We start from the raw sequence: 17,597 nt of genomic DNA, 5'->3' as shown, positions 1-17,597 counted from the left end.
CGCATTGAACAAGATTGGCGCCTGTCGTCAACAAAAAGCCCCCGCGACTGTCCGCGGGGGCTCCTCGTCCTCGATCATCGCGTCACGCGTCACTCGGAGGCGACGTCACCGCTGATGATCTCGCCGAACAGTTCCCACTTCTCGCCCTTGAAGCGCATCATCTGCAGCTGCGCGATCGGAGCGAAGTCGGTGGCGCTGGTGTTGATCTTGACGCCGGGCAGCAGCGTATCCGGGGCAAAGTCCTTCAACGAGGCGGCCTGCTTCATGATGTTGGCGCGAGTGAGATCGTCGCCGCACATCTCCAGCACCTTGGCCAGCGTTGACGCGGCGCCATAGCCGTAGACCATGCTGGTGTCCGACTTGTCGGCACCCGGCATGTACTTGTCGACGAACTCGTTCCACTTCTTCATGCCTGGGTCGTTGGCCCATTGCGGATCCGTGGAGTCCTTGGCGTAGGCGGCCGACAGCACGCCCTGCGCGTTCTCGAAGCCAGCCGGCTTCATCACGCTGCCGACCGAGATCGACACGTTGGTGAGGATCTGGAGCGGTTTCCAGCTGAGCTCGGCGGTCTTCTTGATGGTCTGGGCCGCGAACTTCGGCGTGGTGTAGATCAGCAGCACGTCGGGATTGGCGGCCTTGATCTTGACGATATGGCCGTCGATCGACGGCTCGGAGACCTCGTAGCTCTCCTCCATGACGATCATGGACGAGGCCTTGGCGCCGAGGCCGTCCTTGGTGCCCTTGAGGTAGTCTTTGCCGAAATCGTCGTTCTGGTAGAGGATCGCGATCTTGGCGTCCGGCTTCTCCTTCATCAGCCACTTCGCGTAGATCTGCGCTTCGCTCTGGTAGGAGGGCTGCCAGCCCATGGTCCAGGGGAAGTTCTTCGGGTCGTTCCACTTGGTGGCGCCGGTCGCGACGAAGAGCTGCGGGATCTTCTTGGAGTTCAGATACTTCTGGATCGCACTGTTCGAGGGCGTGCCGAGCGGGTTGAAAACGACCAGCACCTCGTCGCTCTCGACCAGCTTGCGAACCTGCTCGACGGCCTTTGGCGGCGAATAGCCGTCGTCATAGGTGACGAAGTTGATCTTGCGGCCGTTGATGCCGCCCTTGTCGTTGATCATCTTGAAATAGGCTTCTTCGGTCTTGCCGATGATGCCATAGGCCGACGCCGGACCGCTGTACGGCATGATGTTGCCGATCTTGATCTCGGTATCGGACGCGCCGGTGTCGTATTTCTTTTGGGCGAGTGCAGCGCCGGAGGTGAGAGTGATGGCCGCCGTTGCCGTGATCAGCGCGGCGGCTCGCAGTGTTCTTCCAAAATACAATTCGGTCTCCTTGGTTAATTCAACGGGTCTTCAGTTCTTCCTGAGCTTGCCGACGAGTTGCTGGCCCAGGATCGCGACCTGCCTTGCGCCATGCGGCACGAGGTAGATGACGAGGAACAGCAGCACGCCGAACACTGCGCCGGAGAGGCCCTTGGAGATGCTCTCCGCCATGTTCGGCACGAAGATGATGAAGGCCGCGCCGACGAACGAGCCGGGCAGCCAGCCGACGCCGCCGACCACCATGCCGAGGAACAGCGAGATCGCGAGCGTGATGGTGTAGCTGTCGGGCGCGACGAACTGCACCGCGATGGCGCCGAGCGAGCCGGCAACGCCGGTGATGCCGGCGGACACGCCGAAGGCCAGCGTCTTGTACAGCGCGACGTTGACGCCCATGGAGGAGGCCGCGATCTCGTTGTCGCGGATCGCCATGAAGGCGCGGCCCGAGCGGGAGCGCAACAGGTTCACCGAGAAGATGTAGATCGCGACCGTCACGGCAAGCGTGAAGTAGTACAGCCACATGTCCTGCGACATCGGCAAGCCGAACGGTGCGTCTGGCTTGGTGACGACGAGGCCCTGCACGCCGCCGGTCCAGTGCTCGAGGAAGTTCAGCTTGAGCAACTGCGGCATCGCGGTCGCGAGCGCAAAGGTCGCGAGCGCGAGATAGATGCCCGACAGCCGCAGCGCCGGCTTGCCGAACAGGTAACCGAATCCGAAGCAAATCACGGCGGAGATCGGAATGGTCAGCGCGTAGTTGACGTTGGCATGTTCCATCAGCACCGCAGACACATAGGCGCCGACGGCGTAGAACGCGCTCTGGCCGAGCGAGAACTGGCCGCTTCCGCCGGTCAGGATGTTCAGCGCCAGCACCGCGAGCCCGTAGATCAGGAGCATCGTCATCTGGAAGATGATGAAGTTCTTGACGAACATCGGCACGATCAACAGCGCGGCCAGCACCACCAGCGACGTGCCGGTGCCCAGCGTCATGGCCCGCTTCGGAACCGCCTCGACCGCCTCGTGGCCCTCGGCGACGACTTCTTCTGCTGCGCTCATGATCAAACTCGCTTGACGATATGCCGGCCGAACAGACCAGCGGGTTTGACGACCAGGACGGAGATGATCAGCGCGAGCGCGATCGGGAGTTTCAGCTCATTGCCGACGCCGGGAATGTAGGTACCGGCGAGATTCTCGAACACGCCGACCAGGAAGCCGCCGACCACGGCGCCGAACGGGCTCGACAGCCCGCCGAGCACCGCCGCGGCGAAGCCGTAGATCAGCACGCCGCCCATCATGTTCGGCTCGAGGAATACGACAGGCGCGATCAGCATGCCGGCGATCGAGCCGATCGCGGTCGCCATGCCCCAGCCGAGCGCGATCATCCAGCTCGTGTTGATGCCGACGAGGCGGGCCGATTCGGGCACCGACGCTGCGGCTCGCATCGCAAGGCCGATGCGCGTGTACTGGAAGAAGAAATAGAGCGCGAGCAGCAGCGCCACGGTGACGCCGATCATGCCGGCTTGGTGCGTCGAGATCAGCTGGCTGCCGAGGAACGGTGCGGAGCCGAACGGGGTCGGATATTGCTTGATCGTGAAGTCCCAGATCAGGCCCGCCGAGGAGTTGATGATCGCAAACAGCGCGATGAAGCCGGCGACGTTGGTGAGCACCGGCGCTTTGACGAGCGGCTTGAACAGGATGCGCTCGATCGCGATGCCGGCAACGAAAGAAAATGCCAGCGTGATCAGGAAGGCAGCCCAATAAGACACGCCCCACTGCATCAGCTGCCATGAGATGAAGGTCGAGAACATCGCCATCTCGCCTTGCGCGAAGTTGAGATGGTCGATGGCCTGGTAGATCATGACCACGGCGAGCGCCATGCAGGCATAAATCGCCCCCGTGGCGATGCCGGCCAGGACCTGGTTGGTGAACAGCTCCATTGTGCCGGCTCCCTCAGTAACCCAGATAGGATTTGCGGATTTCTTCGTTGTTCGCGATGTCCTTGGCCTTGCCCGACATCACGATGCGCCCGGTCTCGATCACATAGGCCTGGTCGGCGAGCTCGAGCGCGAGCTGGGCGTTCTGCTCGACCACCAGGATCGAGACCTTGTCCTCGCGGTTGATCTTGCCGAGGATGCCGAACAGGTCGCGCACCACCAGCGGCGCGAGGCCGAAGGAGGGCTCGTCGAGCAGCATCAGCCGCGGTCGCAGCATCAGCGCGCGGGCGACCGCGAGCATCTGCTGCTCGCCGCCGGAGAGCGTGCCGGCCTGCTGGGTATGGCGCTGCTTCAACACTGGGAAATGCGCGTACATGCGCTCGATGTCGGAGACGATGCCGGCGCGGTCCTTGCGGGTGATGGCCCCGAGCTGGAGGTTCTCTTCCACCGTCATGTTGGTGAAGGTGCCGCGGCCCTGCGGCACGTGGGCGATGCCGAACCGCACGATGCTCTCGGTCGAACGGTTGTTCAGCGGCTTGCCTTCGAACTCGACGCCGCCGGTGGAGCGCACCATGTTGCAGATCGCGCGCAGTGTGGTGGTCTTGCCGGCGCCGTTGGCGCCCAGCAGCGTCACGAGCGAGCCCTCGTTGAGCGAGAAAGAAAGGCCATGGAGCGCCTGGACCTGGCCGTAATAAGCGCGCAGGTCCTTGACGTTGAGCAGTGGCGTCATTGATCCTTGCTCCCGAGATAGGCCTTGATGACGTCCGGGTCCGCCTGCACCTGGGCGGGCGTGCCTTCCGCGAGCTTCTTGCCGAAATTCAGCGCGACGACATGGTCGGCGATCGACATCACGAGGCCCATGTGATGCTCGACCAGGAGCACGGTCATATGGCGCTCGTCGCGGATTTTGCGGATGAGATCGCCGAGCACATGAACTTCCTCGTGGTTGAGGCCGCCGGCGGGTTCGTCGAGCAGCAGGATCTTCGGATCGGCCGCCAGCGCACGCGCCAGCTCGACCCGCTTCTGCGTACCGAACGGTAGGCCGGACACGACGGTATGGGCGACGTCCTCGAGGTCGAGGTAAGCAAGGATCTCGTGCACCTTCTTGTTGATGCTGGTCTCGCTGCGCCGGACCCAGGCAAGCTTCAGGGAGTCGCTGATAATGTCGCTCGAGGTCTTCGAATGGGCGCCGACGCGGACGTTGTCCATCACCGAAAGGTTGGGAAACAGCGCCACGTTCTGGAAGGTGCGGCCGATGCCGATCTCGGCGATCCGGTGCGGCGGCCGCGTCAGGATGCTCACGCCGTCCATCAAGATGTCGCCGGACGACGGCTGGTACAGCCGCGACAGGCAGTTGAAGAGCGTGGTCTTGCCGGCGCCGTTCGGGCCGATCAATCCGAGGATGGCTCCCTTGTGCATGTCGAAGGACACGCCGTTGAGCGCGACGATGCCGCCGAACACGACGCTGACGTCGCGAACCGCGAGCAGGGGCGATCTACCCTGCGCGAGCTGTGCCTGCGTCATCTCGTCTCGCTCACGACGTACAGTGAGCGATGGGGCGATGCGAGCCGCTCCCGATGATGACAAAGGCTATCTGAATCCCTCGGCCACACGCGCAACTTTTCCTCCTGATTTCAGCTTTTTGCTGCTGTCTTTTTTTGAATGCGGCATCAGACCCCCGAGCGCCGCCTCGATGTTCCTTACCATCGCTAAGAGACGCGGTCCAATGTCGTTGATCAAACGCTCTTCCGTGAAACGGAATGCGGGCGCGCCGCAATTGAATGCGTAAGGCCCGGTTCCGTCGTTGAGCTTGAGCGCGACGCCGGCCGCGCCGATGTCGTCGTGCCAATCGCCGACCGAAATCGCAAAGCCGTATTTCGCGACCGTCTCGCCGGAACGTTCCAAGCCCTCGCGCATCTTCGGCCAGCGGCTGCCGTAATGTTCGCGCAGGATGCGCGACACTTCGGCGCGACCTTCGTCATCGAGTGCCCAGAAATAGGCGCGGCCCATCGCGCTGGTTGCAATCGGCACGCGCGAGCCGACGTCAAGTTGAACGCCGACGGTCTCGCTGCCGCGGCTCTGCCCGAAATAGATCATGCTGTGGCGGTCACGGCCGCCGACGGCGACGGCGCCGCCGGTCGCGCGCATCACCTCTTCGCGGAACGGCTCGGACAAATGCCGAACGCCCAGATTGGCCAGCGCCGCGTAGCCGAGCGACATCGCTGCCGGGGCGAGCTGGTACTTCTCGAAGCGGGGAACCGGCGTCAGATAGCCAAGCTTGGTCAGCGTGTAGGTCAGTCGCGACACGGTGGGCTTGGGCAGATTGGTGCGGGACGCAATCTCCTGATTGCCCAGCAGGCCGTCATTGGGTTCGAACGCGCGCAATACTTCCAGTCCGCGGGAAAGCGCGACGACGAAATTCCGATCGGTCGCGGTCTTCTTTCCTGTACGCTTCATCCCTGATCTGCTTCTTGCGCGGAGTCGTTGACAACGTCCGTGCTTCAAAATAACCCTGCCGTCAAGATGCGGAATTAAATTCCGCAATGCGAAATCGAATAAATGTAAATCCCCACCAAGGAGGGACACCGTGAGCGAAGTGGTCAAGCTTGAGCGTCATGATGAAGTCGGGATCGTCACGGTCAACAGCCCGCCGGTCAATGCGCTGAGTGCCGCAGTCCGCGGCGGGATCCTCGAGTGCATCAAGGCCGCGATCGCCGATCCCGCCATCAAGGGCATCGTGCTGACCTGCGCCGGTCGCACCTTCATTGCCGGTGCCGACATCACCGAGTTCGGCAAGCCGCCGAAGCCGCCCGCGCTCAACGACGTGCTGTCCGAGATCGAAAACTCGCCCAAGCCGGTCGTTGCCGCGATCCACGGCACCGCGCTCGGCGGCGGCCTCGAGGTCGCGCTGGCCTGCCATTTCCGCGTCGCGGTGAAAGAGGCCAAGCTCGGCCTGCCCGAGGTGAAGCTCGGACTTCTGCCCGGCGCCGGTGGCACCCAGCGCCTGCCCCGTGCGGTGGGCCCGGAGCTTGCGGTCAAGATGATCGTCGGCGGCGACCCGATCGGGGCGGCGGAGGCGCTGAAGAACGGCCTGATCGAGGAGATCGTCGAGGGCCCGGCCTCCGGCGGCGAGGCTTTCGTGCGCAAGCTGCTCGCGGAGAAGCGCCCGCTGCGCCGCCTGCGCGACGACGATTCCAAGCTCGCAGCCGCCAAGGCCGACCGCTCGATCTTTACCAATGCGGTCGCCGCCATGACCAAGAAGTCGCGCGGCCTCGAGGCGCCGTTCGCCGCCGCCGATGCCGTCGGCTACGCCATCGACCTGCCGTTCGACGAAGGCCTGAAGAAGGAGCGCGAGGGCTTCCTCAAGCTCGTCGCCAGCGACCAGTCCAAGGCGCAGCGCTACGCCTTCTTCGCCGAGCGCGAGGCCAACAAGATCGCCGGCGTTCCTGAAGGCACCAAGCCGCGGCCCGTGAACCGCGTCGCCATTCTCGGCGCCGGCACCATGGGCGGCGGCATCGCGATGTCCTTCGCCAATGCCGGCATTCCCGTCACCCTGATCGAGACCGGCGAGGAGCAGCTCAAGCGCGGCATGGGCGTAATGCAGAAGAACTGGGAAGCGACCGCCGCGCGCGGCGGCATCCCGGCCGATGCGCCCGCCAAGCGCATGGCGCTGATCGACGGCAAGGTCGGCATCGAGAATGTCGGCGATGCCGACCTCGTCATCGAGGCCGTGTTCGAGACCATGGCGGTGAAGAAGGAGGTGTTCGGCAAGCTCGACCAGTACGCCAAGCAGGGTGCCGTGCTCGCCTCCAACACCTCGTATCTGAACATCGACGAAATCGCGAAGTCGACCAAGCGTCCGCAGGACGTGCTCGGCATGCACTTCTTCTCGCCGGCCAACGTCATGAAGCTGTGCGAGATCGTGCGCGCCGACAAGACCGCGCCCGATGCGCTGGTCACGGCCGTGACCATCGCGCGCAAGATCGCCAAGGTGCCGGCCGTGGTCGGCGTCTGCGACGGCTTCGTCGGCAACCGCATGTTGGCCCAGCGCGGCAAGCAATCGGAAAAGCTGCTGTTCGAGGGCGCGCTGCCGCAGCAGGTCGATGCCGTCGTCACCAAGTTCGGCATGCCGATGGGCCCGTTCGCGATGAGCGATCTCGCCGGCCTCGACATCGGCTGGCGCTCGCGGAAAGATCGCGGCATCAAGTCGGAGATCGCGGACGCGCTGTGCGAGGCCGGCCGCTTCGGCCAGAAGACCGGCAAGGGCTATTACAAGTACGAGCAGGGTTCTCGTGCGCCGCTGCCCGACCCCGACGTCGAGAAGCTGATCGACGAGACCTTGCTGCGTCTCGGCCGCAAGAAGCGCATCGTCAGCGACGAGGAGATCCTCGAGCGCATGATGTATCCGATGATCAACGAGGGCGCGAAGATCCTGGAAGAGGGCATCGCCGCGCGTCCCAGCGACATCGACGTGGTCTGGCTCTACGGCTATGGCTGGCCGATCTACCGTGGCGGCCCGATGTTCTGGGCCGACAGCGTCGGCCTCAAGCACATCGCCGATCGTCTGGCCTTCTACGCCAAGGAGACCAACGATCCGAGCCTCGAGCCCGCCCCGCTGCTGAAGAAGCTCGCCGCGGAGGGCAAGACGTTTGCGTCGCTGGCTGCGGAGTCGAAAGCAGCGTGATCGGGGCTTCGTCCCAACCTTCGTCATTCCGGGATGCGCCGCAAGGCGCAGGCCCGGAATCCATAACCCCAGCTGGTGGTTATGGATTCCGGGCTCGCGACTTCGTCGCGCCCCGGAATGACGGTCTGTGTTAGTTGTTCGCTCGAGCAATCAGGAAAATGACCCATCCCGGCGAACAGTTTTATCCCGAGGGCGTGCGGTGGGACGACACCATCGTCCAGGGCACGCTGCCGGACCTTCTCGCCAAGGCCGCCGCCGATTATGGCCCGCGCGCCGCGCTGGAATTCCGCGACCGGCCCATCAGCTACACCGAGCTCGCAAGCTTGGCCGATCGCGCCGCCGCGGCGTTCCTGCGCGCTGGCATCGGCAGGAACAGCTCGGTCGCGCTGTTCCTCGGCAACACGCCCGATCATCCCGTCAGCTTCTTCGGCGCGCTGAAGGCCGGGGGCCGCGTCGCGCATCTGTCGCCGCTCGACGGCGAGATCGCGCTGACGCACAAGATCACCGATTCCGGCTCGCGCCTGCTCGTCACCTCCAACCTCCAGGCCCTGCTGCCGACCGCGCTGAAATTCCTGGAGAAGGGCCTGATCGACAAGCTCGTCGTCTGCGAGGATGATCATTGGGGCAAGGTCGGCACGCCGCAGGCGGCGATCCCCGACGATCCCCGCATCGTCACGTTCGCGGCTTTCGTCGAGGGCGCCATCGCGCCGGCGCAATGGCCTGTCGTTGCGGCCGACGACGTCGCGCTGCTGCAATATACCGGCGGCACCACCGGCCTGCCGAAGGGCGCGATGCTCACGCACGGCAATCTCACCTCGGCGGTGTCGATCTACGACGTCTGGGGCAAGCCGGCCCGTGCCGCGCGCGGCGAGACAATCGAGCGCGTGATCTGCGTGCTGCCGCTGTTCCACATCTACGCGCTCACGGTGGTGCTGCTGTCCTCGCTCCGCCGCGGCAATCTGATCTCGCTGCATCAGCGCTTCGACGTCGAAGCCGTGATGCGCGACATCGAGGTCAAGCGTGCGACGTATTTCCCAGGCGTGCCGACGATGTGGATCGCGATCGCCGCGCTGCCCGATCTCGACAAACGCGACTTCTCCTCGCTCGTCACCATCGGCTCCGGCGGCGCGCCGCTGCCGGTGGAGATCGCGAGCTTCTTCGAGCGCAAGGTCGGCAAGAAGCTGAAGAGCGGTTGGGGCATGACCGAGACTTGCTCGCCCGGCACCGGCCATCCGCCCGAGGGCCCCGAGAAACCGGGCTCGATCGGCCTGACGCTGCCCGGCATCGAGCTCGACGTCGTCGCGCTCGACGATCCCAGGCGCGTGCTGCCGCCGGGCGAAATCGGCGAGATCCGCATCAAGGGCCCGAACGTCACCAAGGGCTACTGGAACAAGCCGGAGGGATCCACGGAAGCCTTCGTCGATGGCCGCTTTCTCACCGGCGACATCGGCTATGTCGATGCCGACGGCTATTTCTTCCTGGTCGACCGCAAGAAGGACATGATCATCTCCGGCGGCTTCAACGTCTACCCGCAGATGATCGAGCAGGCGATCTACACCATTCCGGGCGTGCATGAGGTGATCGTGCTCGGCATTCCCGATCCCTATCGCGGCGAGGCAGCCAAGGCTTTCATCAAATTGAGGCCCGAGGCAAAGCCGTTCTCGCTCGAGGAGCTGCGCGCGCAGCTTGCCGGCAAGCTCGGCAAGCACGAATTGCCGGCCGCGGTCGAGTTCGTTGACGACCTGCCGCGCACGCCGGTCGGCAAATTGTCGCGCCACGAATTGCGCCAGCAGCAGAAACCGTCGTCCGGGATTCGCGCTGCCGATGCCCCCGCAATGACGAAAATGAAGTAACGTTTCACAGGAGGATCCAATGGATCTCGCATTCACTAGAGAAGAGCAGGCGTTTCGCGACGAAGTGCGGCAGTTCTTCCGCGACAACGTGCCGCCGGATACGCGGCGCAAGCTGGTCGAGGGCCGTCACCTCTCCAAGGACGAGATGGTGACGTGGTGGCGCATCCTCAACAAGAAGGGCTGGGGCGTCAGCCATTGGCCGAAGGAATATGGCGGCACCGGCTGGACCAGCGTGCAGCACTACATCTTCAACGAGGAGCTGCAGTCCTATCCGGCGCCGCAGCCGCTCGCCTTCGGCGTCAGCATGGTCGGCCCCGTCATCTACACCTTCGGCAACGAGGAGCAGAAGAAGAAATATCTTCCGCGCATCGCCAATGTCGACGATTGGTGGTGCCAGGGCTTTTCCGAGCCCGGCTCCGGCTCCGACCTCGCCTCGCTCAAGACCAAGGCCGAGCGCCGTGGCGACAAATGGATCATCAACGGCCAGAAGACCTGGACCACGCTCGCCCAGCACGCCGACATGATCTTCTGCCTCTGCCGCACCGACAACAACGCCAAGAAGCAGATGGGCATCTCCTTCATCGTGTTCTCGATGAAGTCGAAGGGCGTCACCGTTCGCCCGATCCAGACCATCGACGGCGGCCGTGAGGTCAACGAGGTCTTCTTCGATGACGTCGAGGTTCCCTACGAGAACCTGATCGGCGAGGAGAACAAGGGTTGGGACTACGCCAAGTTCCTGCTCGGCAATGAGCGCACCGGCATCGCCCGCGTCGGCGTCTCCAAGGAGCGCATCCGCCGCATCAAGGATCTGGCCTCGAAGGTCGAATCCGCCGGCAAGCCGATCATCCAGGATCCCGCCTTCCGCGAGAAGCTGGCGGCCTGCGAGATCGAGCTGAAGGCGCTCGAGCTCACCCAGCTGCGCGTCGTCGCCGACGAAGGCAAGCACGGCAAGGGCAAGCCCAATCCGGCCTCCTCGGTGCTGAAGATCAAGGGCTCGGAGATCCAGCAGACCACCACCGAGCTGCTGATGGAAGTGATCGGCCCGTTCGCCGCGCCTTACGACGTGCACGGCGACGATGGCTCGAACGAAGCCATGGACTGGACCGCCCAGATCGCGCCGAGCTACTTCAACAACCGCAAGGTCTCGATCTACGGCGGCTCCAACGAGATCCAGCGCAACATCATCGCCAAGGCGGTGCTGGGGCTGTGATCTGCCACCTCTCCGCGACCGCGGGGAGGGCAATCTTTCCACCGTCATTCCGGGGCGCGACGAAGTCGCGAACCCGGAATCCATCGGGCCCATACGCTGAGGCGAAATGGATTCCGGGCCTGGCCCTTCGGGCCATCCCGGAATGACGAAGTCAAATAAGTCCGGGTACGAGGAACCAAAGAAATGGATTTTGATCTGTCCGAGGAGCAGCGGCTTCTCAAGGAAAGCATCGACGGCCTGCTGACCGATTCCTACGATTTCGAGCAGCGCAAGAAGTACATGGCGGAGAAGGGCGGCTGGAGCAAAACGGTCTGGCTCAAGCTCGCCGAGCAGGGACTTTTGGGCCTGCCCTTCAGCGAGGCTGACGGCGGCTTCGGCGGCGGCGGTGTCGAGACCATGATCGTGATGGAAGCGCTCGGGAAGGCGCTGGTGCTCGAGCCCTATCTGGCGACGGTGGTGATCGGCGGCGGCTTCCTGCGTCATGCCGGCACCGATGCGCAGAAGGCCGCGCACGTGCCCGGCATCATCGACGGCAGCAAGACGCTGGCCTTCGCCCAGCTCGAGAAGAACTCGCGCTACGATCTGTTCGACGTCGCCACGACCGCGAAGAAGAAGGGCGATGCCTACGTGATCGACGGCGAGAAGTTCGTCGTGCTGAACGGCGAGAACGCGGATACCCTGATCGTCACCGCGCGCACCAAGGGCGACCGCCGCGACAAGTCAGGCATCGGCGTGTTTCTGGTTCCGGCCAATGCCAAGGGCGTCGCGAAAAAGTCCTATCCGACCCAGGACGGCCTGCACGCCGCCGACATCACCTTCACCGGTGTCGAGGTCGGTCCCGACGCCGTGCTCGGCAACCCCGAGGATTCGCTCGCGCTGATCGAGCGCGTGGTGGACGAAGCCCGCGTCGCGCTCTGCGCCGAGGCGGTCGGCCTGATGGACGAATCGCTCAAGACCACGGTCGAGTACATCAAGACGCGCAAGCAATTCGGCGTCGCGATCGGCTCGTTCCAGTCGCTGCAGCACCGCGCCTCCGACATGTTCGTCGCCACCGAGCAGGCGCGCTCGATGTCGATGTTCGCGACCATGGCGAACGACTTCGAGGACGCCAAGGAGCGCAGCAACGCGATCGCCGCGGCCAAGGTGCAGATCGGCAAATCGCTGAAATTCGTCGGCCAGCAGTCGATCCAGCTCCACGGCGGCATCGGCATGACCATGGAGGCCAAGATCGGCCACTACTTCAAGCGCCTCACCATGATCGAGAACACCTTTGGCGACACCGACTACCACCAGCGCCGCGTCGCGGATGCGGGCGGGTTGATCTGACCTGTCATCCCGGGGCGCGCGAAGCGCGAGCCCGGGATCCATCGGGCGGCAATACGTGCGGTGAAATGGATTCTCAGATGCGCAATTGCGCATCGTAGTTCGCGCTATGCGCGCCCCGGAATGACCAGGAGGAGGCAACAACAATGAAGAACACCCCGTTCGATCTCACCGGCAAGGTCGCCGTGGTCACCGGCTCCAGCCGCGGCATCGGCCGCTCCTCCGCCGAGTTGCTCGCCAAGTTAGGCGCCAAGGTGGTTGTCTCCTCGCGCAAGGCCGACGCTTGCAAGGAAGTCGCCGACGGCATCAATGCCGCTGGCGGCGATGCCATCGTCATTCCCTGCAACATCGCGCGCAAGAACGAGGTCGAGGCGCTGATCGCGGGCGCGACGAAGCATTACGGCAAGATCGACATTCTCGTCTGCAACGCCGCCGTGAATCCCTATTACGGCCCGCTGCTCGAAATCACCGACGAAGCCTTCGACAAGATCATGGGCTCGAACGTCAAGAGCAACATCTGGCTCTCCGCGCTCGCGATCCCGCAAATGGCCGAGCGCGGCAAGGGCTCGGTGATCATCATCTCCTCGATCGGGGGCCTGCGCGGCTCCACCGTGATTGGCGCCTACGGCATCTCCAAGGCCGCCGACTTCGCGCTGTGCCGTTCGCTCGCCGGCGAATGGGGTCCGAAAGGCGTCCGCGTCAACTGCATCGCGCCCGGCCTGGTCAAGACCGACTTCGCCCGCGCGCTCTGGGAAGACGAAGCCAATCTGAAGCGCCGCACCGCCACCACGCCGCTCCGCCGCATCGGCGAGCCCGACGAGATCGCCGGCGCCGTCGCCTATCTCGCCTCCGACGCCTCTAGCTTCATGACCGGCCAAACCATCGTCATCGACGGCGGCGTGACGACGGCGGCGGTGTAGGGTTCTTCCCCTCTCCCCTTGCGGGAGAGGGTGGCATAGGCGGCCTTCGGCCGCCGTTCTCAAGAACGCCGATGCTTCGCATCGGCTATGGCGAAGCGGCGAGACGGGTGAGGGGTATCCCTCCGCACGTGACTCTTTTGCGGCTGTGTTCGCCGAAGCATACCCCTCATCCGGCGCCGTAGCCGAAGCCTTGCTTCGGCGTTCTTGAGAACGGCGGCCGACGGCCGCCTATGCCACCTTCTCCCACAAGGGGAGAAGGAAGAGCAGCGGCCCCCACTGATCCAAACCTTGACCTTGCCGCCCTAATCCGCTCCCTTTGGCGCGACACAATGACCCCTCCAGGGAAGACGCCCAAAGAAAACGCCAAGGTAAGCCGCCATGTCTTTCGTCCTCGCCATCGACCAGGGCACCACCTCTTCGCGCGCGATCGTGTTTCGCGGCGATATTTCCATCGCGGCGAAGGCGCAGGCCGAGTTTCCGCAGCATTTTCCGGCCTCCGGCTGGGTCGAGCACGAGCCGGAGGACATCTGGACCTCGACCGTGATGGTCTGCCGCGAAGCGATCGAGCATGCCGGGATCACCGCAAAGGACATCGCCGCGATCGGCATCACCAACCAGCGCGAGACCACCGTGGTGTGGGACCGCGCCACCGGCCAGGCCGTGCACCGCGCCATTGTCTGGCAGGACCGCCGCACCGCCGACATCTGCGCCAAGCTCAAGGCAGAAGGCCGCGAGCCCGTGATCTCTGAGAAGACCGGCCTGATCATCGATCCCTATTTCTCCGGAACCAAAGTCGCCTGGATCCTCGACCACGTCCCCGGCGCCCGCGCGCGCGCCGCGCGCGGCGAATTGATGTTCGGCACCATCGATTGCTATCTGCTCTGGCGCCTCACCGGCGGCAAGGTGCACGCCACCGACGCCACCAACGCCTCGCGCACGCTGCTGTTCAACATCCACACCGGCGCGTGGGACGACGAGCTGCTGGAGATCATCGGCGTGCCTCGCTCGATGCTGCCCGAGGTGAAGGATTCCTCCGCCCGCTTCGGCGAGAGCACGCCGGACCTGTTCGGCGGCCCCATCGTCATCGCCGGCATCGCCGGCGACCAGCAGGCCGCCACCATCGGCCAGGCCTGCTTCCGCCCGGGCATGATGAAGTCGACCTACGGCACCGGTTGTTTCGCGCTGCTCAACACCGGCACCACGCCCGTCGTCTCCAAGAACAAGCTGCTCACCACCGTCGCCTATCAGCTCGATGGCAAACGCACCTACGCGCTGGAAGGCTCGATCTTCGTCGCCGGCTCCGCTGTGCAATGGCTGCGCGACGGCCTCGGCATCATCAAGCATGCCGCCGAAACCGGACCGCTTGCCGATCAGTCGGACTCCATGCAGAGCGTCTACCTGGTCCCCGCCTTCGTCGGCATGGGCGCGCCCTATTGGAATCCGCGCGTCCGCGGCGCGCTGTTCGGCCTCACCCGCAACACCGGCCCCGCCGAGCTCGCCCATGCCGCGCTGGAAAGCGTCTGCTACCAGACCTTCGACCTCTGGGCCGCAATGCGCGCGGACTGGCCGAGTTCGGAAACCGCAAGCGTCGTGCTCCGCGTCGACGGGGGCATGACCGCCTCCGACTGGACCATGCAGCGCCTCGCCGATCTCCTGGATGCCCCGGTCGACCGCCCCGTGATCCAGGAGACCACCGCGCTGGGCGCGGCCTACCTCGCCGGCCTCCAGGCGGGCGTCTATCCCGAGCCGACCAAATTCGCCGACAATTGGCGCCTCGAGCACCGCTTCAAGCCCAACATGAGCCAGGCCACGCGCGAGCGGAAGCTCGCCGGCTGGGCGCGCGCGGTAAAGGGCGTGCTGGCGAGCGACGAGGGGGAGGGGTAGCGGCAAATGTCGTAGCCCGGATGGAGCGCAGCGTAATCCGGGTCCGCTGTCGATGGTGGCACAAATCCCGGATTGCGCTGCGCTCCATCCGGGCTACACCACCGCCTCTACACCGTCATTGCGAGGAGCTCTTGCGACGAAGCAATCCAGACTGCCTCTGCGGAAAGATCCTGGATTGCTTCGCTGCGCTCGCAATGACGGAGTGTGGCGCTGCTGTGGTGCCTCCAACGGCGCCGCCCGCAAACCGCTAACAAAAGAAGAAACGAAACATGATCGTCCCCGACGGCTATTCCGACGTCCCGAACGGCAAGATCGCCGCAATTGTCACCCATCTGGAGATGACTGCACCGCCCGCGCGCCGCGATGATCCGCCCGGCGCCTGGACCTTGCGCAAGGTCGATGCCCCCGCGCTTCCCTGGTACCGCGATCTCTTCCGCCGCGTCGGCGAGGGCTGGCTGTGGTTCTCGCGCGCGCGCATGACCGACGCTGAGCTCGCCGCGATCATCCATGCGCCTGGAATCGAGGTCTATGCCCTGGTCGCCGACGGCCGCGACGAAGGCCTGCTCGAGCTCGACTTCCGCGAGCGCGGCCAGTGCGAGCTGACCTATTTCGGCGTCACCGCCCCCTTGATCGGCACCGGCGCCGCCCGCTTCCTGATGAACCGCGCGCTGGAGCGCGCTTGGTCACACGACGTCCGCCGCGTCTGGGTCCACACCTGCACCCTCGACCACCCATCGGCCGTTACCTTCTACCAGCGCTCCGGCTTTCGCCCCTTCCGCCGCCAGATCGAAGTGGCGGATGATCCGCGGCTTGATGGCACGGCGCCGCGCGATGCGGCGAAGCACGTGCCGATCATTGAATAGTGCGCGACTGCCTCCTCACCGTCATTGCGAGGAGCCCTTGCGACGAAGCAATCCAGAGTGTCCGCACGGAGAGATTCTGGATTGCTTCGCGGAGCCTGTCATCGGGCCGCGCTTTGCGCGGACCCGGTGGCTCGCAATGACGGGAGTCTGCGCTGCCGTTCTACGATCTCAAAACACGTCCTGCTTCCCCCGCGCCAGCGAAAACCCCCGCTGCATCGCGTTGAAGCACGTCAGCCCCATCTGCTCCGACCTGCAGGTGAATCCCCCGCGCTGCCACACCTCGCCATAGGCCAGCACCGGCAGCGAGGGGTCCATCACGGTGTCGCCGGCGCAGATGCGGCTTGCTGCGCCCTTCGCGCTCATCTCGAAGGCGTGGCCCCAGTCGAGCTCGCAATCGGCGGGCCGGCGCGGGCGCACGTCCATGTTCATGATGTCGCAGCGGAGCACGCCCTGTCCGTTGTCGGTGAAGAACTGGCAGGCGATGTTCTTCGACGGCGTCAGAAAGCCGATCGGGCGGTCCTGCGCGTGGGCGGCGCCGATCATCGGCAGCAGGATCGCCATCAGGACCAGTCCGCGCGGTCGCGTCATGTCATTCCCGCTCAGCTGTCGAAATTCACCGCCGTCGTGTTGGCGCCGCAGACCAGGACTGCGATGCGCTCGCCGGCCGAGGGACGATAGCGGCCGGAGAGCACCGCGGCAAATGCAGCTGCGCCGCCGGGCTCGGCCACGAGGCGCAAGTGCGACCACAGCGCGGACTGGGCCTGCCGGATCGCATCGTCGCTGACCAGGACGACGCGCTCGACATTTGCCCGCGCGACCGGAAACATCAGCGCGCCGACGCGGCGCGGCGCAAGGCTGTCGGCGGCGATGCCGCCGGCCGGCGCATCGACCGGCGCGCCTGCCTCGAACGCGGCATGCAGCGTTGGCGATTGTTCGGGCTCGACCGCGACGATGCGTGTCCGGCCGCCGTACCACGCCGCAATGCCGCCGATCAGCCCGCCGCCGCCGACCGCCACCAGCAGCGTGTCGATGCCGGGCGCGTCCTGCTCAAGCTCCAGCCCGACGCTGCCCTGGCCGAGCAGGGTTTCGGCTTGATCGTAGGCATGGACGGCCAGCGCGCCGGTCTGCGCGACATGCGCCTCGCTCGCGGCGAGCGCATCGGCGTAGCGGCTGCCGGCGATCACGAGCTTTGCGCCATAGGTCCTGATCCGCTCGGCCTTGGCCGGCGAGGTGATGTCGGGCACGAAGATCGTGGCGGGAATGCCGAGCCGATGCGCGGCATAGGCAACGGCGGCGCCGTGATTGCCGCCGGATGCGGCGACCACACCGGCCTGCGGCACCTGCCGCAGCAGCAGATTGGCGAAGGCGCCGCGCGCCTTGAACGATCCGGAATGCTGCAGCATCTCGAGCTTGAAGGTAACAGGCGCCGCCGCCAGGCCGAAATCGGCGAGATCGGCCTGAAGCAGCGGCGTGCGCCTGATATGCGGACGGATGACCGGCTCGGTCCCCGCAATCCGCTCCCGTGTGATGTCCATTGTCGCTGTCATGATGCCGTCCAGGATAGCCCAACTGAGAGTTGACATCAATTAGGTAATTAGCAAAATGGC

Annotated in this window: 15 protein-coding genes; 7 read left to right on the top strand and 8 right to left on the bottom strand. The window is 64.9% G+C overall.

Going from position 1 to position 17,597, the window contains the following annotated elements:
* Positions 1–89 precede the first annotated feature (89 nt).
* The 6 genes from N2605_RS30085 to N2605_RS30060 form a co-directional block, all read right to left on the bottom strand.
* On the bottom strand, positions 90–1,325 hold the full coding sequence (locus N2605_RS30085; protein ID WP_036021515.1) for an ABC transporter substrate-binding protein: 1,236 nt from the start codon (positions 1,323–1,325) through the stop codon (positions 90–92).
* Between the two features lie 30 nt (positions 1,326–1,355).
* On the bottom strand, positions 1,356–2,375 hold the full coding sequence (locus N2605_RS30080) for a branched-chain amino acid ABC transporter permease (RefSeq protein WP_036021517.1): 1,020 nt from the start codon (positions 2,373–2,375) through the stop codon (positions 1,356–1,358).
* A gap of 2 nt (positions 2,376–2,377) precedes the next feature.
* On the bottom strand, positions 2,378–3,256 hold the full coding sequence (locus N2605_RS30075; RefSeq protein WP_035997949.1) for a branched-chain amino acid ABC transporter permease: 879 nt from the start codon (positions 3,254–3,256) through the stop codon (positions 2,378–2,380).
* Positions 3,257–3,269: 13 nt separating this feature from the next.
* Positions 3,270–3,983, bottom strand: a complete 714-nt coding sequence (locus N2605_RS30070) for an ABC transporter ATP-binding protein (protein ID WP_035997952.1) — start codon at positions 3,981–3,983, stop codon at positions 3,270–3,272.
* Positions 3,980–4,777 (bottom strand): ABC transporter ATP-binding protein, encoded by a 798-nt coding sequence (locus N2605_RS30065; protein WP_225134601.1) that lies wholly within the window; start codon positions 4,775–4,777, stop codon positions 3,980–3,982. The genes N2605_RS30070 and N2605_RS30065 overlap by 4 nt, the downstream gene beginning before the upstream one ends.
* Positions 4,778–4,843: 66 nt before the next feature.
* A complete protein-coding gene (locus tag N2605_RS30060; RefSeq protein WP_260347523.1) occupies positions 4,844–5,710 on the bottom strand; it encodes an IclR family transcriptional regulator in 867 nt (288 codons plus the stop codon).
* 130 nt (positions 5,711–5,840) lie between these two features.
* On the opposite strand from N2605_RS30060, the gene N2605_RS30055 reads away from it, so the two are divergent.
* The 7 genes from N2605_RS30055 to N2605_RS30025 all read left to right on the top strand — a co-directional run bounded on the left by N2605_RS30055 (position 5,841) and on the right by N2605_RS30025 (position 15,990).
* On the top strand, positions 5,841–7,937 hold the full coding sequence (locus N2605_RS30055; protein ID WP_260344371.1) for a 3-hydroxyacyl-CoA dehydrogenase NAD-binding domain-containing protein: 2,097 nt from the start codon (positions 5,841–5,843) through the stop codon (positions 7,935–7,937).
* 158 nt (positions 7,938–8,095) lie between these two features.
* Positions 8,096–9,790: a dicarboxylate--CoA ligase PimA gene (gene pimA / locus N2605_RS30050; RefSeq protein ID WP_260344369.1), complete on the top strand. Its 1,695-nt coding sequence runs from the start codon at positions 8,096–8,098 to the stop codon at positions 9,788–9,790.
* 19 nt (positions 9,791–9,809) lie between these two features.
* Entirely contained in the window at positions 9,810–11,000 is a 1,191-nt protein-coding gene (gene pimC, locus N2605_RS30045) for a pimeloyl-CoA dehydrogenase large subunit (protein WP_035997966.1), read from the top strand.
* 183 nt (positions 11,001–11,183) lie between these two features.
* On the top strand, positions 11,184–12,326 hold the full coding sequence (gene pimD / locus N2605_RS30040; protein WP_036021529.1) for a pimeloyl-CoA dehydrogenase small subunit: 1,143 nt from the start codon (positions 11,184–11,186) through the stop codon (positions 12,324–12,326).
* A 143-nt stretch (positions 12,327–12,469) separates the two neighbouring features.
* Positions 12,470–13,243 (top strand): SDR family NAD(P)-dependent oxidoreductase, encoded by a 774-nt coding sequence (locus tag N2605_RS30035; protein WP_109142412.1) that lies wholly within the window; start codon positions 12,470–12,472, stop codon positions 13,241–13,243.
* A 378-nt stretch (positions 13,244–13,621) separates the two neighbouring features.
* On the top strand, positions 13,622–15,127 hold the full coding sequence (gene glpK / locus N2605_RS30030; RefSeq protein WP_035997987.1) for a glycerol kinase GlpK: 1,506 nt from the start codon (positions 13,622–13,624) through the stop codon (positions 15,125–15,127).
* Positions 15,128–15,396: 269 nt separating this feature from the next.
* A complete protein-coding gene (locus N2605_RS30025) occupies positions 15,397–15,990 on the top strand; it encodes a GNAT family N-acetyltransferase (RefSeq protein WP_260344365.1) in 594 nt (197 codons plus the stop codon).
* Positions 15,991–16,158: 168 nt separating this feature from the next.
* Here the strand turns inward: N2605_RS30025 and N2605_RS30020 are convergent, their stop codons facing one another.
* Together N2605_RS30020 and N2605_RS30015 are read right to left on the bottom strand one after the other, a co-directional pair.
* Positions 16,159–16,578 (bottom strand): DUF6636 domain-containing protein, encoded by a 420-nt coding sequence (locus tag N2605_RS30020; protein ID WP_260344363.1) that lies wholly within the window; start codon positions 16,576–16,578, stop codon positions 16,159–16,161.
* 11 nt (positions 16,579–16,589) lie between these two features.
* Complete coding sequence (locus tag N2605_RS30015) at positions 16,590–17,573, bottom strand: threonine/serine dehydratase (protein WP_260344361.1); 984 nt, start codon at positions 17,571–17,573, stop codon at positions 16,590–16,592.
* Between the last annotated feature and the right edge of the window lie 24 nt (positions 17,574–17,597).

Source organism: Bradyrhizobium yuanmingense (assembly GCF_025200905.1).
GTDB classification, from domain to species: Bacteria; Pseudomonadota; Alphaproteobacteria; order Rhizobiales; family Xanthobacteraceae; genus Bradyrhizobium; species Bradyrhizobium yuanmingense.
The sequence above is the reverse complement of the archived record's forward strand: the minus strand, read 5'-3'. Positions and strand labels throughout refer to the sequence as shown.

Excerpts from the sequence above, each read along its gene's own strand:
- N2605_RS30080 (WP_036021517.1), bottom strand. The coding sequence starts at position 2,375 with ATGAGCGCAGCAGAAGAAGTCGTCGCCGAGGGCCACGAGGCGGTCGAG.
- N2605_RS30075 (WP_035997949.1), bottom strand. The coding sequence starts at position 3,256 with ATGGAGCTGTTCACCAACCAGGTCCTGGCCGGCATCGCCACGGGGGCG.
- N2605_RS30070 (WP_035997952.1), bottom strand. The coding sequence starts at position 3,983 with ATGACGCCACTGCTCAACGTCAAGGACCTGCGCGCTTATTACGGCCAG.
- N2605_RS30065 (WP_225134601.1), bottom strand. The coding sequence starts at position 4,777 with ATGACGCAGGCACAGCTCGCGCAGGGTAGATCGCCCCTGCTCGCGGTT.
- N2605_RS30060 (WP_260347523.1), bottom strand. The coding sequence starts at position 5,710 with ATGAAGCGTACAGGAAAGAAGACCGCGACCGATCGGAATTTCGTCGTC.
- pimA (WP_260344369.1), top strand. The coding sequence starts at position 8,096 with ATGACCCATCCCGGCGAACAGTTTTATCCCGAGGGCGTGCGGTGGGAC.
- pimC (WP_035997966.1), top strand. The coding sequence starts at position 9,810 with ATGGATCTCGCATTCACTAGAGAAGAGCAGGCGTTTCGCGACGAAGTG.
- pimD (WP_036021529.1), top strand. The coding sequence starts at position 11,184 with ATGGATTTTGATCTGTCCGAGGAGCAGCGGCTTCTCAAGGAAAGCATC.
- N2605_RS30035 (WP_109142412.1), top strand. The coding sequence starts at position 12,470 with ATGAAGAACACCCCGTTCGATCTCACCGGCAAGGTCGCCGTGGTCACC.
- glpK (WP_035997987.1), top strand. The coding sequence starts at position 13,622 with ATGTCTTTCGTCCTCGCCATCGACCAGGGCACCACCTCTTCGCGCGCG.
- N2605_RS30025 (WP_260344365.1), top strand. The coding sequence starts at position 15,397 with ATGATCGTCCCCGACGGCTATTCCGACGTCCCGAACGGCAAGATCGCC.
- N2605_RS30020 (WP_260344363.1), bottom strand. The coding sequence starts at position 16,578 with ATGACGCGACCGCGCGGACTGGTCCTGATGGCGATCCTGCTGCCGATG.
- N2605_RS30015 (WP_260344361.1), bottom strand. The coding sequence starts at position 17,573 with ATGTCAACTCTCAGTTGGGCTATCCTGGACGGCATCATGACAGCGACA.